Origin of the sequence: Nesterenkonia rhizosphaerae, assembly GCF_039544555.1 — a bacterium.
GTDB classification, from domain to species: domain Bacteria; phylum Actinomycetota; class Actinomycetes; order Actinomycetales; family Micrococcaceae; genus Nesterenkonia; species Nesterenkonia rhizosphaerae.
Map to the genome: position 1 here is coordinate 208,277 of NZ_BAABLW010000001.1, position 13,865 is coordinate 222,141.

Sequence of the window (13,865 nt, forward strand, 5' to 3'; positions counted from 1 at the left end):
GAAGGGCTTGCCCTCCATTTGCATGTGTCCTAAGGAGATACCCCTGTGACCGAGACCGTCAACGGCACCCCCGCCACCGGAGCCACCGCAGTCAATACCGGACTGGCCCAGATGCTCAAAGGCGGTGTGATCATGGATGTGGTCACCCCCGAGCAGGCGAAGATCGCAGAAGAAGCCGGCGCCGTCGCGGTGATGGCCCTTGAGCGAGTCCCGGCAGATATTCGTGCCACCGGAGGCGTGGCCCGGATGAGCGACCCGGATCTGATCTCCGGCATTATCGACGCCGTCTCCATCCCAGTCATGGCCAAGGCCCGCATCGGGCACTTTGTGGAAGCCCAGGTGCTCGAGCACCTGAAGGTGGACTACATCGATGAGTCCGAGGTCCTCTCCCCCGCGGACTACATCCACCACATCGATAAGTCCAAGTTCAAGGTGCCGTTTGTCTGCGGTGCAACCAACCTGGGCGAAGCGCTGCGCCGCATCACCGAGGGCGCATCGATGATCCGCTCCAAGGGTGAGGCCGGCACCGGGGACGTCTCCGAAGCGATGAAGCACATCCGGACCATCAACGCAGAGATCGCCCAGCTGTCCTCTCTTGCCGAGGATGAACTCTACGTGGCGGCCAAAGAACTCCAGGCACCCTACGATCTGGTCAAGCAGATTGCCACTGAGGGCCGGCTTCCAGTGGTGCTCTTTGTTGCCGGCGGTGTGGCCACACCGGCTGATGCCGCCATGATGATGCAGATGGGCGCCGACGGCGTCTTCGTCGGTTCAGGCATCTTCAAGTCCGGCAACCCCGCTGCGCGCGCGGCGGCCATCGTCAAGGCCACCACCTACTATGACGAACCAGCGGTGATTGCTGAGGCCTCTAAGGGCCTGGGCGAAGCCATGGTGGGAATCAACGTGGCTGATGTCCCAGCCCCGCACCGCCTGGCTGAGCGCGGCTGGTGACCGTTGAGGACGTCAGTGCCGGGCCACTGATCGGTGTCCTGGCTCTGCAGGGTGCTGTGGCCGAGCACGCCGCAGCCCTGCAGGCCTCTGGCGCTGCAGTGCGGATCGTACGCCGTCCGGAGGAACTTGATGGACTCGACGGCTTAGTGGTTCCCGGCGGCGAATCCACCGCGATGGCCAGAATCGCCGCCCCGGTGAAGATGTTCGAGGCAGTGCGAGAACACCGCGAAGCAGGATTGGCAGTCTTCGGCACCTGTGCTGGGCTGATCCTGCTCGCCGAGAGCGTCGCCGATGCCCAGGCGCTGGAGGGATTCGAGCGGATCCGAGGGCTCGACGTCGTCGTACGGCGCAACGCTTACGGCTCGCAACTGAATTCCTTCACCACCAAGCTGCCGGTACAGGGAATCGGTGAACCGGACCGGCCGCTGGAGGCGGTATTCATCCGAGCCCCGGTGATCGAGGAGATCCGCAGCGCTGATGTGGACGTTCTTGCTGAAGCGCAAGGGCGTCCGGTGGCAGTCCGTCAAGGACGATTGCTGGCCGCCAGCTTCCACCCCGAGCTCACCAGCGACTACCGGTTGCATCAGTACTTCGTGGGATTGGCGACCTCCTAAGAGGCTGCCACCTGGCCCAGCCAGCGCCGAAGCGAAGCAGTCGGTGCAGCCTGTGCCAGCGCTTCTCCTGCAGAGCGCGCCGTAGTTTTGGCATGATGTGGTGAGCTGCGGCAACTGCCGGCGGCGAAGTTGAAGCACGTCAGGGGACACTATGAGCCAGGGACAGCAGGGACACGATGCCTTAAGAGCTGCCGATCCGCGCACTTCGCAGGCTGAACTCTATGAGCTGGCCCGGAGCAGGCCCGAACTGCGGCCGCAGATCGCCCAGAACCCCAATACCTACCCGGAACTGCTTCAGTGGCTGGGCGGACTGGGAGATCCCGCCATCGACGCCGCGATCGCCCGCAGAAACCAGCAGACCCAGGACTTCACCCAGATTCTTCCCCCACAGGGCGCTGCCACGGACCAGCCCACTCAGGCGTTTCCTACCCAGGCAATGCCAGCCCAAGACTCTGGGACCCAGGAGTTCGGGACCCAAGAGTTCGGAGCCCAGCGCGAAGCCAACTACTATCCCGATGACGATGACCACACCGGTTATCAGGACCAGCCCGCGGGCTATCAGCAGCCGCACGGCTATCAGCAGCCCCATGGACACGCTGCAGGAGCTGGTGGCTACTACCAGCAACAGTCTCCCGGTTACCCGGGCCCGGCCTACACCGGTTATCCGGCAGCTGCCCCGGAGTATGTAGAAGACGAGCCGCCACGCCGTCGCCGAGGAGGCGCCGGTGTCTTGATCTTTTTGCTTCTGCTACTGGTCGTTGGTGTGATTGCCGCGGTCCTCGGCCTGTTCACAATATTCACCGCCGACGACGCCGAAGAAACTGATCAGGGCATCGTGGAGGAACAGCCCAGTCCCTCCCCCACCGAGGGCACACCCGAAGCGACCGCTGAACCCACGGACGACGCCGCGGACTCTCCCACGCCCACCCCCACAGAAAGCCCCACCGAAAGTCCCACTGACGACGACGAAACCTCAGATGACGACGCGGCTCGCCCGGCTCCATCCGGTGCACTGCCCTTGGATGGTTTCTCGGCTCCCAGCGGCAATATCCACTGTGCTGTGCAGGGAGAGTCCTTCAGCTGCACCATCCTGGAGTACGAATTCGATGCTCCGGAGAACTGCGAGAACGGGGTGACCTTCACCGTCAGCGACGACGGCGCCGTGGAGACTGCGTGCGCCTCGAACGTGAGCCAGCAGCCGGTCTCCCTGAACTATGGTCAGGCCGCGAGCTCAGGTGACTTCGCCTGCGTCGCTGAATCCACCCACTTTGAGTGCTGGTCCACCCGCACAGGCGGCGGCTTTGAAGTGGCCCGCGAGTACTACACCCTCAACGAGCAGTGAGTGCTGTGCTGCCTAAAAAGAACTCCGCCTGGCGTCCTGCAGCACCCCATGAGAGCGGCACACTGAGGCAGGCTGTCCGCGGCGTCGTCGTCATGTCTGTGCTTGGCTTATCGCTGGTTGCCTGCTCGCCGCAGGACGCTGACGCTGGTCCTCAGAGCGGGGCTGAGCAGAATGATCCAGCGCAGAATGTCCCAGCGGCGCAGGCCGCAGATACTTCAAGCGCAGCGCCTGAACCCACGGCATCGCCTACAGAGCACAGCATGGACGAGCTGGCGCAGATGAGCTTCGCGGAGTTCCGCTCGGGCGATGTATCGCAGGCCCAGCGCTACCAGCTGCTGTGGCACTATGCGCAGCTCAGCGAGGATCATCCAGAGTTGTTCGGTCAGCAGGAGGGGCTCTTCGCCTATAACCCGACGAATCTGGCGCACCCAGGTAATAGTGCGGATAACATTCTGCTCCAGCACTGGTACCTGCAGCAGCTCTACCGGGTTGGTGAGGTGCTGGCGCTTCAGCACGGCGGCGAGGACATCGCGCTGAAGCTGGCCCATACCGTGGACCCCGATGGCGTTGAGCAGCTCGAGCAGCTGCTGGAGGACAGCGACGCTGAACCACCGGCCTGGCTGCTGGCCTCCCGTTATGAGCTGCAGGACAGCGCCCGCTGCCTGCGCCCGCCGGAGGGCACCCAGCTCAGCGCGCCCTGGGAAGAACAGATCTGCCACCGCATTGACTTTGAGATGAGCGAAGGCGAGGCCAACGCGGCCCGGCCCTACTTCCACTGGGTGGAGTTCACCGATGACGACGGCGAGACAACCGGCTTCTGGGACCGCTCAGCTCAGCACTGGCGGTAGCAGCCAGCGGCTGCTGCAGCAGACAAACAGAAAGCCCCCGGCCGTTGGGCCAGGGGCTTTCTCTCTTGTTGCGCGGCCAGGATTTGAACCTGGGACCTCCGGGTTATGAGCCCGGCGAGCTACCGAACTGCTCCACCGCGCGTTGGGCTTCCCGTTTTGGGAACTTGTTTATCTTACATGCAGGTGAACGGGATGCAAAATCGGCCCAGCACCGGGTGCCCGCCGCAGGTCTATAGACGGCAGAAAAGCAGTGGGCCCCGGCAGGATTTATCCCGCCGGGGCCCACTGCTTCAGCGCTTATCTAGCGCGACTACTCGCTCTCGAGTGCCTCAAGATCCGCAATGGCCTGGGCCAAGCGATCCTGTGCCTCACCGTAGGATGCCCAGTCACCGGCCTCAAAGGCCTCCTGGGAGTCCTGCCAAGCGTCGAGGATCTGCTCCCGCACCTCGGCAACGTCGCCGCTGCCAGCACCCGGTGTGGGCTCCGGTGAGTCGTCCTCGTCACCTTCAGTGGTGGCTTCCTCATCAGCCGGGGTGGTGGGCTCCTCTTCAGTGGCGCCCTCACCCCCGCCGTCGATCTCTTCCTCCACGGCATCAGCATCCACGCCGGCACCTTCTGCCACACGTGCACCGGAATCACCGCCGAAGGCATCGTCGAGCGCCTCATCGAGGGTGTCGCCGAAGCCGACTTCCTCACCGAAGGCCACCAGCACGTGACGCAGTGCCGGGTAGGCAGCATCAGTGGCGGTGGACTGCACGTAGACGGGCTGGACATACAGGATGCCCTCACCGGCCGGCAGGGTGATCATATTGCCGTTGATGACCTCGGAGGCGCCCTGGCGCAGCAGGTTCAGCTGCTGGGAGACCAGGTTGTTCGAGTCGAAGTTCGCCTGGGTCTGGCCCGGCCCTGGGATGGCGGTGTCACGCGGGAGCTCCAGCAGCCGCAGCTGCCCGTAGTCCTCGTGCTTGACGCCGTCCTCACCGGTACCGGCATCACCGGAAGCGGCAAGGAAGCCGTAGAGCACGTTGCGCTGCTGACCCCCTGCGGCCACGGCAGGAATATAGGTAGACGTCAGCGAGAAGCTGGAATCATCCTGCCCCGGCATCTGCAGGGTCATGTAGTACGGCGGCTGGGGCTCTTCGCTCTCCCGAGTCGGATCATCCGGGACACTCCACGCGTCATTGCCTTCGTAGAAGGTGCCGGGATCTGTGACGTGGTACCTCGAGAGCAGTTCACGCTGGACGCGGAACATATCCTCGGGATAACGCACATGCTCCAGCAGTTCCGCGCTCATCTCCGAATAGGACTGCAGCGAGTTGGGGAACACGTTCTCCCACGACTTGAGGATCGGGTCCTCATCATCCCAGGCGTAGAGCTCCACGGAACCGTCATAAGCATCCACTGTGGCTTTCACCGAATTGCGGATGTAGTTGACCTGACCGGTCAGCGCAGGTGTGCCCTGAGTCAGGGCATCGGTAGTAGCTGACTCCAGCTGCTGCTGAGCGGAGTACGGGAAGCTGTTGGAGGTGGTGTACCCCTCCAGGATCCACTTCACGCGACCATCGATAATCGCCGGGTAGGCGTTCTGGTCGATCTCCAGGAACGGGGCGACCTTCTGCACACGCTCGCGCGGCTGACGGTCGTAGAGGATCTGGGATTCCTCGTTGGTATCACCGGAGAGGAAGATCTCCGGGGACTGGAAGCGCAGCGCGTAGACCAGCCGGTTAAACAGATTACCCACCGAGGGTCCGCCGTCGCCGGTGAAGGTGTACTGGGTCTCCTCCTGGGAGTCCTGTGCCGCGGGACGGTCCAGCTCCATCGGCGGTGCGTCCTCCGGGGCACCCACGATCGAATACTGCGGGGAGTTCTCGCCGAAGTAGATGCGCGGCTGGTAGTCCTCATCGCTGGCCAGCGCACCGTGGGTGGGGATGCCCTGCAGGGTGAAGTCCGGGCGCCCTTCCTGGGTGACGGTGTTGGCGTTAGCCGCCACCAGGCCATAGCCGTGGGTGTAGATCAGGTGCTGGTTCACCCAGGAAGCATCCTGGGGGACATTGACCTCGCGGGCGGCGATGACGGTGTCATGACGCTCGCCCTCAATCTCATAGCGGTCAAAGCTCAGCGTGTCAGGGAAGGAGTAGTACTGACGGAACTGCTGGAACTGGCCGAATGCTGCAGACACCAGATTGGGGTCCAGCAGACGGATGTTCTCGGTATTGGCTGCGTCATTGGCCAGCGCTCCCTCTTCAGGCACCATGGCAGCGGAGTAGTCCTGCTGCTCAATTCCCTCAAGGCCGTAGGCGTAGCGAGTGAGCTCCATGTTGCGCTCAATATAGGGCGTTTCCAGAGTCCGCTCAGAGGGCCGAACCTGGTATTCCTGCACCAGGAATGGATAGATGCCGCCGCCGATGATCGCGGTGACCACCAGCATCGCTGCACCGATAATGGAGAAACGCCAGCGAGCGGTGATGGCAGTGACCAGGAAGACGACTGCAACCAACACCGCAGCTACGGCAAGGATGGTCTGGGCGGGGATGACCGCGTTAACGTCGGTGTACATGGCACCGGCCCAGTTGCCGCTCTGGTCCTGAAGTGTGGCGTAGCGGTTGAGCCACCAGTTTCCGCCCTGCAGCAGCAGGAAGACGGCACCGGCAACCGCGATGTGCCACCGGGCGGCCTTCTCCACCACGAACGAGCCGCTGGATTCGATCCGGATGGAGCCAAACAGGTAGTGGCACAGCAGACCGGCGATACCGGAGACCAGCACCGCCGAAATCAGGAAGCCGATCACGAAGTTCAAGAACGGCAGGGTAAAGACATAGAAGGAAAAGTCCAGGCCGAATTCCGGGTCAGTACGGCCGAAGGGCTCCTGGTTGAAGAACAGCAGCACACCGTCCCAGTTAGCCTGGGCCGCTGTGCCGGCGAAGAGTCCCATCAGTACTGGCAGGCCAAAAATCAGCAGCCGACGCATCGAGGTCAGCGAACGCTGATACCGCGCCACGGACTCGTTGAGCTGGTCGTTAATGCTCTGCGGGCGAGTGCGGAATGCCAGAAATAGGCTGACCCACACCAGCAGCCCCATCACCAGGAAAGCTGCGGCGAAGACCGCCGCTCTGGTCAGGCGCTCAGTCCAGAACACCTCGGCAAAGCCGAGCTGGTTGAACCACAGAATCTCGGCGTAGAAACCAGCGAAGGCCACAAAAAGCCCTGCTAATACCGCCAGGATGACAATGGTGATCAGCAGCGCTGAGGGCCGCCGTGGCCCTGAGCTGCTTGATTCCGACTCGCGGCCGGAGCCGCCTGAGCCGTTACCCGGCCCAGAGCCGGATCCTCCTTGGCCGAAGATGCCTCCGGAGAAGGGGTTCGTCCCGCCGAATCCCTGAGTCAACGTATGTCCTCTGCTTTCCTCAAAGTGCCTAGTGCCTCAAACGTCTATGTATGGTGCTGTTGTCCGCTTTCGCGCGGTGTCCGCTTCGCGAACCGTCTACCGGCCACAGCTTTCAAGCTCGGCCAGTACGTCATCGTTGCCATCGCGCACGGCTTCCACGATCTCCACGGCCTGATCGACGTTCTCCACGCCGTAGACCGCGAGCCCCTCAGGAAGCCTGCCCTCAAGCTCATCACAGTTGTCCCGCGGAGCCAAGAACTGTTCAGCTCCGCCGTCGCGCGCGCCAATCACCTTCTGAGCGATTCCTCCGATAGGGCCCACTGTTCCATCCGGATCAACTGTGCCGGTTCCGGCCCAGTTCTCACCTCCGGTCAGCGAGTCCTCTGTCATCGAATCAACCAGCCCCAAGGTGAACATCAGGCCCGCAGAGGGACCGCCCACGCCCTCAAGTCGAATATCGGCCTCCACCGGGAACTCGAACTCGCTGGCCAGCAGGATCCCGACGTAGTACTCGCCGTCGGCCTCCTGGTAGGTGGGCACCTCGACCTCAACGTGTTCTCCGTCACGGACCACGGTTAATTCTATCGACTCTCCAGCGGCGGCGTTGACCGCAGAGCGCAGACCTTCCAGACCGGTGACGCGCTCACCAGCGGCTGCGATCACTTGGTCGCCGGGGGTCAGGATCTCCGGGGTGCCAGCTTCCACAGCCTGTTCGGTGAAATCCATCACCGACAGCTCGACGTCAAAGTCCATCTCCAGATGGTCCAGGGCCGCGGCAAGGGCCAGCTCCTGGGAGGAGGCCATCGCCTGCGTGTTGTGCTGTCGAACCTCTTCAGCCGTAGTGCCGGAGGGGTAGACCAGCTCATGCGGGGTGATGTCGATGCCGGGGTCGAACCAGCCGCGTACTGCATCGGGAACCCGCACCGTAGAGGTGGGGGCCCCGCTGACAAAGACGGTGGTCAGCGCAAGAGAACCCTGCGTCTCATATGTCTGGGCGCCATGGACTGCGGTCACCGGCGAGCCATTGTCCTCACCGATGGTGTTGAAGATGGGGCCGGGAGATTCCAAAAGGTAGGGGCTGGGAAGAGTCAGCGCCAGCATGCCCAGGATGAGTGCGCCCGCACCTGAGACGGCGCCAACAGTGCGCCGCAGCGTCACCGGCTCTCCCCGCCGGGTCCGTCCTGGGGCCCGTCAGTGTCCGTGCCGCTTTCGTAATCACCGTCGAGCAGTTTGCGCAGCGCTTCATCCATGGAAGCCGACTGCGCCTCGCGCTCCTCACGGCGGCTGAAGAAACCAGACGGATCGTCGAGGTCCTGCTCTTCGGGCTGAACATCGGGGTGAGCCCAGACATCGTCTCGGCCTTCGATGCCTGCGGTCTCGCGCAGATGAGCCCACAGGGCTGCGGCGTCGCGCAGCCTGCGCGGCCGCAACTCAAGTCCCACCAAGGCCGCAAAGGCGTCCTCGGCAGGGCCGCCGGTGGCCCGACGACGGTTCGTGGTTTCGCGCAGCTTCTCAATAGAAGGAAGATGAGCGCCTGCCTGGGCCACGACGTCGTCCACCCAGCCCTCTACCAGCGCCAGGGTGGTCTCGATCCTGCGCAGCGCAGCCTCCTGCATGGGGGTGCGGTCCTGACGGAAGAGCCCATCGCCAAAGACTGCTTCCATGGCGGCTGGATCGCTGGGGTCCATGGACTGGGCAGCTTCCTCAATGCGCTCCATATTGATGTGGATTCCGGCGGCATACTGCGCCACAGCGTTGAACAGATCATCCTCAAGCCATGGAGCGCGGGCGAACAGCCTGATTCGGGCAGCTTCCCGCAGTGCCAGATAGAGCAGAATCTCCTCGTGCTCGACCTGCAGGCCGGAGCCGAAGTCGCGGATATTCGCCGGGAGTAGCCCCATGCTCTGTCCGGCCATGGGCAGGCCGATATCGGAGCCAGAATGTACTTCGCGGGCCAGCTCACCAATGGCCTGACCGACCTGAGCGCCGAAGGCGACACCGCCCATGCGTTCCATGGTCCCGGCCACCTGCTCAGCGGCGCCGGGAGGCAGCATGGACTTCAGCTCTTCGGGCAGGCCTGCGCCGTCATCGTTGAGCTGCTGGCGAACCACTGAACCCAGCGCCCGCCCCACGGCCTCCGCCACCGGCTCAGTGAGCACCTTCCAGGATTCGAAGGTCTGCTGGATCCATTGGCGGCGGGTCAGTCCCTGTCCGATCTGCCCCAGCGCCTCAAAACTGGTGGCCTCGTTGAGCCACATTTCAGCGAGCCGCAGGGCATCGTCGATCTGCTTGGCCTCGGCCGGGCTCACTGCGGGGTCATCTTCACTGATGACCGCCAGGGCTGCGCTCTCGACAATGTCCCAGTTGACGGTCTCGCCGTCCTCCTGGTTCTGCATGGCCGAGAACATCGCCTGGACCTGGCCCATAATCTGCTGCATCATCGCCGGATCAGCGGCGAAAGGCAGCTGCGAGGGGTCGAATCCCGGGATGCCGGGGAATCCGCCCTGATCCGCCTTGTCCGAGCTGGAGCCTGAACCGGGCGTACCGGTGAACCCGATGGAGGGACCGCTATCCGGCTTCGGATCCTCATCCTTGTCCTGGTCAGACTTCTCCCCGAAGGCCTCGCCGAAGAGCTTCCGGAAGAACTCTTCGTCTGGTCCCTGTCCGCGGTCCTCGCCGCCGGTGTCACCGGAATTGTGGCTCATATCTGGCTCCTGCGCTTGTGATGATGCACGGATGTCGAAGTTTCAGACTAGCGCCGCGAACTGGGTGCTGTCTGGTCGGTACGCCCCCGTTCGCCGCTGGGAGAAGAACCGTTCGCCCCAGTGATGCTCAGGGACTCGAAGACTTCCAGGCACGACGGCGCCCCGGAGACTCCGCGGGGGTCCGGCGTGTCAGCAGACAGGAACACTCTGGGTGGGCGCTGAGATTCATCAGCTGGCTGGTGCCCGAGTGCGCATCAGTCAGCAGCACACCGGATTCCACCGCGGGAGCGCATGCGCCGTCAATCAGAATCTGCACCTGGTGGGCCACTGCAGATGCTGTCAAGGCGATGAGCTGCGCACTCACTGCTGCAGACGCGGATTCCCGGTGCGCGACCACCACTCCGTGGTGCTGCAGACACTCCGGGCAGCAGCCCTTTGCAGCAACCTGTTCATCATCTGGTGCTGCTGCCGGGTGGACGGCCCATTCCAGGGCGTTGCCCAGCAGCGGGCCGATGCGCAGCCATCCGGCACTGATACTCACCGGCAGCACCGGCAGGCCATCATTGACGGTGCTGCTCAAGTACTCAGCAGAGCTGGCACGCGTCCCGGTGAGGACGCACAGGTCAGCACCCAGGACTGGGGCGCCCTCCGGAGCGTCAAGGACCAGGGTGGTATCAGCGTCGGGACGGGCCGGTGCGAGCATACGCAGCGCCGCGTTCAGCCGTGGCCTGCCCTGATCCGTCTCCCTGTACCGTGCTGCGTGACGACGGCGGCCCGGGCCGATCGGTTCTGCTGGGACATCGGTGCTGCCGACCGGGGTCTCATCTCGCAGCAGCAATGTTCCCAGACCCAAAGTGGTGAGCTGCTCTGCCACCGCCAGCCCCAATGGCTCCAGCCCTTCCACCAAGACTGTGGTCAGCCGTCGTCGTGCCCGGTGAACGTCCTCAGCTCGGGGCCCAGGTGCAGCATTGGTGGGTGCTGTCATGACGGTCTACCTCGCTCACAGTCCTGGCTCCGAGGTTCCCAGATGCCAGATTCTTGGTGCATTGCCGGTGGCAGTCATTCTTCTCTCTCGCGACCAATCCTGCAGAGGTTATCCACAGGCTCCCGACTGGCCTGCGGTGTTGGCCGGGGAGGCCCTAGGCTGATGGTGTGAGAGCAGGAACTGATGAGCAGCGCATCATGATCGACGGCGCCGAAGTGCTGGTGATTCGTTCTGCCCGGCGCACCCGGACGGTGACGGCGGAGCAGGTAGCAGGAAAGCTGCGGCTGCGAGTCCCGATGCGGCTCTCACAGCGTGAGGTGGAGAAGCACGCCCGCGCATTCCAGAAGCGCTTAGCTGCTCGTGCGTCTTCCTCCGGGCGCAGCGACGAGGCCCTTGAACAGCGGGCTGCGGAACTGTCAGTTCGCTATCTTGAGGGGGCCCCCAAGCCCGCCTCGGTGACCTGGTCAGCTCGACAGCAGCGACGCTGGGGCTCCACTACCTCCACAACCGGAGAGATCAGGCTGTCGGCACGGCTGCGCCATATGCCGGGCTGGGTGGTCGACGCGGTGTTGGTGCATGAGCTGGCCCACCTGATTGAGCCCAGTCATAACGCTCGGTTCAAGAACCTGGTGGCCCGCTATCCGCGCACCCAAGAAGCTGATGCGTTCCTGGCCGGGGTCAGCTGGGCTGACGGTCAGGCGCAGAGTTAGCCCGAACCGGCTTTTATCCGGCCCAACAGCGCGAGGTCAGCCTCTATCGGTTGGAGACTGATGAGCTCTAGCCCAGCTCGCTCAGGGCGTCCTTGAGTCGCTGACCGTGGACCTGCAGCTTCTTCTCCCCGATACCGGGAATCTCCAGCAGCTCCTCATCAGTGCTCGGCAGCTTCTCCGCGATGACTTCGAGGGTGGCATCGCTGAAGACCATGAAAGCCGGGACCTCGAGTTCCTTCGCATAGTCCAGCCGCCACTGCCGCAACTGCTCAAAGACTGCCTCCTCGTAGCGCGGCGGACAGTTGGCGCAGCGCCGCCGTCCCACTTCCGCACCTTTGACCAGCACTTCGCCGCAGCCAAGGCAGCTCACCGCACGTTTGCGCTTGGAGTTATTCGGATTGGTCCGCCCGGATGACGGCGCGATCTGCCGGGCAGCCGGCTCCAAGCCCAGCTCCTTGCGCAGCGGAATCAGGAAGCGCGACGGCGTGCGCTTACCCCGGCCGCCTGAATGCCGGGCTGCAGCGGAGGAGAGGAACAGATGGGTCCGCGCACGGGTGATGCCCACGTAGAACAGTCGGCGCTCCTCATCGATCTCCTGCTGTTCTTTAGCGAAAGTGATGGGCATCAGCCCTTCGCACAGTCCGGCGAGAAACACTGCATCCCACTCCAGTCCCTTCGCCGAATGCAGCGAAGCCAGGGTCACGCCTTCTACTGTGGGGGCGTGCTGGGCGGCAGAGCGCTCATCAAGTTCGGCGAGGAAATCCCGCAGACTGAAGTTCTCACGCTCCCCGGCCAACTGATCCGCCAGGGCCACCAGCGCGGCGAGGGACTCCCAGCGCTCGCGGACAGCCCCGGTGCTGGTGGGGGCATCACGGGACCAGCCCAAGGAGGAGAGCACCGCCCGCACCGAATCCGGGACCGGTTCCTGTTCATTGACCAGGGATGAGGTCCGCAGTGCCGCCATGGCCTCCCGAACTTCACGGCGGGAGAAGAACCGTTCGGAGCCGCGCAGCTGGTAGGAGATCCCCGCCGAGGCAAGCGCCTGCTCGAAGGCCTGGGACTGACCGTTCGTGCGGTAGAGAACCGCCATCTCAGATAACGGCATGCCCGCATCGCGCAGGTCGGTGATCTGTGCCGCGATCCAGGCGGCCTCGGCGTCGTCGTCGGCATGCTGAGTGATCTGCGGGGTGGGACCGGCCTGGCGCTGGGAGATCAGCTGCAGCGGTTCCGCCCACGGGGCGCTTCCGCCGGGTTTGCGATCAGCCAGGAGCACATTCGCCAGCTTCACCACCTGCGGGGTAGAGCGGTAGTCGCGGACCAATTTGACCACCTCCGCCTGCGGGAAGCGGCGCCGGAAGTTCAGCAGGTAGTCGGGGGTTGCTCCGGTGAAGGAGTAGATGGTCTGGGCAGCGTCGCCCACTACGCAGAGCTCCTCGCGGCCACCCAGCCACAGATCCAGCAGCCGCTGCTGCAAGGGCGAGACGTCCTGGTACTCATCGACCACAAAGTGCCGGTACTGCTGACGGACTTGGGCGGCTACCCGCTCATCGGATTCCAGCATTGCCACCGTGAACAGCAGCACATCCTCGAAATCCATCAGGTGACGGTCCTGCTTGAGGTCCTCATAAGCCTGGTACAGCTTGGCGAAGGACTGGTGCTGTACCCCGGCTGGTTCGGGTCTGCCCGCTGCCCGGGCGAGATAACCCTCAGGAGTCAGGGTGGAGACCTTGGCCCATTCGATCTCCGAAGCGAAGTCCCGCAGCGAGGCGCGGTCTGTGGTCAGGCGCAGCCGGCGGGCGGCCTCACCCAGAATTTTGACCTTGTGATCCACCAGCTGAGGCAGTGTCCCGCCCACGGTCAGCGGCCAGAAATACTGCAGCTGCCGCAGTGCTGCAGCGTGAAAGGTGCGCGCCTGCACACCGGGTGCGCCCAGTCCGGTGAGCCTGGAACGCATCTCGGCTGCAGCACGTGCAGTGAAGGTCACCGCCAGCACCCGGTGGGGGTCATAGGTTCCAGTGCGCACCCCGTAGGCAATGCGGTGAGTGATGGCACGAGTCTTACCGGTACCTGCGCCGGCCAGAATGCACAGCGGACCGGTAAGCGTTGCCGCAGCCTGACGTTGTTCAGCGTCAAGTCCGTCCAGCACCGCCTCGGCCGGCGCGGCGGTCAGCGGGATGGGAGTGAGGCTCTCGGTCATGTCTCTACGGTAACGCCCGGCGTCGTAGTCCTCTTTCAGTTCTCCACAGGGCATATTCGCCCCTCATCAGCCCGTTAAGTTCCACTCCTCCCCGCGTTTCACCAGCGCGTGGCCAGTACGGGAATCTA

General features: G+C 63.8%; 10 protein-coding genes and 1 tRNA gene. 5 read left to right on the forward strand and 6 right to left on the reverse strand.

All coding sequences use genetic code 11. The features are described from left to right. Positions 1-45: 45 nt before the first annotated feature. The 4 genes from pdxS (at position 46) to ABEA23_RS00945 (ending at position 3,755) form a co-directional block, all read left to right on the forward strand. Positions 46-951 (forward strand): pyridoxal 5'-phosphate synthase lyase subunit PdxS, encoded by a 906-nt coding sequence (pdxS, locus tag ABEA23_RS00930; protein WP_345476254.1) that lies wholly within the window; start codon positions 46-48, stop codon positions 949-951. Further along, positions 948-1,565, forward strand: a complete 618-nt coding sequence (gene pdxT / locus ABEA23_RS00935; RefSeq protein ID WP_345476255.1) for a pyridoxal 5'-phosphate synthase glutaminase subunit PdxT — start codon at positions 948-950, stop codon at positions 1,563-1,565. The genes pdxS and pdxT overlap by 4 nt, the downstream gene beginning before the upstream one ends. Positions 1,566-1,716: 151 nt before the next feature. Further along, on the forward strand, positions 1,717-2,907 hold the full coding sequence (locus tag ABEA23_RS00940; protein ID WP_345476256.1) for a variant leucine-rich repeat-containing protein: 1,191 nt from the start codon (positions 1,717-1,719) through the stop codon (positions 2,905-2,907). After that, positions 2,904-3,755: a hypothetical protein gene (locus ABEA23_RS00945; RefSeq protein ID WP_345476257.1), complete on the forward strand. Its 852-nt coding sequence runs from the start codon at positions 2,904-2,906 to the stop codon at positions 3,753-3,755. The genes ABEA23_RS00940 and ABEA23_RS00945 overlap by 4 nt, the downstream gene beginning before the upstream one ends. 68 nt (positions 3,756-3,823) lie before the next feature. On the opposite strand, the gene ABEA23_RS00950 is transcribed toward ABEA23_RS00945, so the two are convergent. From ABEA23_RS00950 to ABEA23_RS00970, 5 genes are all read right to left on the reverse strand, one after another. Next, positions 3,824-3,897, reverse strand: a tRNA-Met gene (locus ABEA23_RS00950). A 168-nt stretch (positions 3,898-4,065) separates the two neighbouring features. Then, complete coding sequence (locus ABEA23_RS00955) at positions 4,066-7,140, reverse strand: UPF0182 family membrane protein (RefSeq protein WP_425577072.1); 3,075 nt, start codon at positions 7,138-7,140, stop codon at positions 4,066-4,068. Positions 7,141-7,236: 96 nt separating this feature from the next. Continuing rightward, positions 7,237-8,298 (reverse strand): YlbL family protein, encoded by a 1,062-nt coding sequence (locus tag ABEA23_RS00960; protein WP_345476258.1) that lies wholly within the window; start codon positions 8,296-8,298, stop codon positions 7,237-7,239. Continuing rightward, positions 8,295-9,845, reverse strand: a complete 1,551-nt coding sequence (locus ABEA23_RS00965) for a zinc-dependent metalloprotease (RefSeq protein ID WP_345476259.1) — start codon at positions 9,843-9,845, stop codon at positions 8,295-8,297. Before ABEA23_RS00965 ends, ABEA23_RS00960 begins: the two co-directional genes overlap by 4 nt. A gap of 127 nt (positions 9,846-9,972) precedes the next feature. Then, entirely contained in the window at positions 9,973-10,830 is an 858-nt protein-coding gene (locus ABEA23_RS00970) for a hypothetical protein (protein WP_345476260.1), read from the reverse strand. A gap of 167 nt (positions 10,831-10,997) precedes the next feature. Between ABEA23_RS00970 and ABEA23_RS00975 the strand changes: the two genes are divergently transcribed. Continuing rightward, positions 10,998-11,540, forward strand: coding sequence for a M48 metallopeptidase family protein (locus tag ABEA23_RS00975; RefSeq protein ID WP_233722159.1), 543 nt, complete (start codon positions 10,998-11,000; stop codon positions 11,538-11,540). A 67-nt stretch (positions 11,541-11,607) separates the two neighbouring features. Here the strand turns inward: ABEA23_RS00975 and ABEA23_RS00980 are convergent, their stop codons facing one another. After that, on the reverse strand, positions 11,608-13,737 hold the full coding sequence (locus tag ABEA23_RS00980) for an ATP-dependent DNA helicase UvrD2 (protein ID WP_345476262.1): 2,130 nt from the start codon (positions 13,735-13,737) through the stop codon (positions 11,608-11,610). Positions 13,738-13,865: the final 128 nt, after the last annotated feature.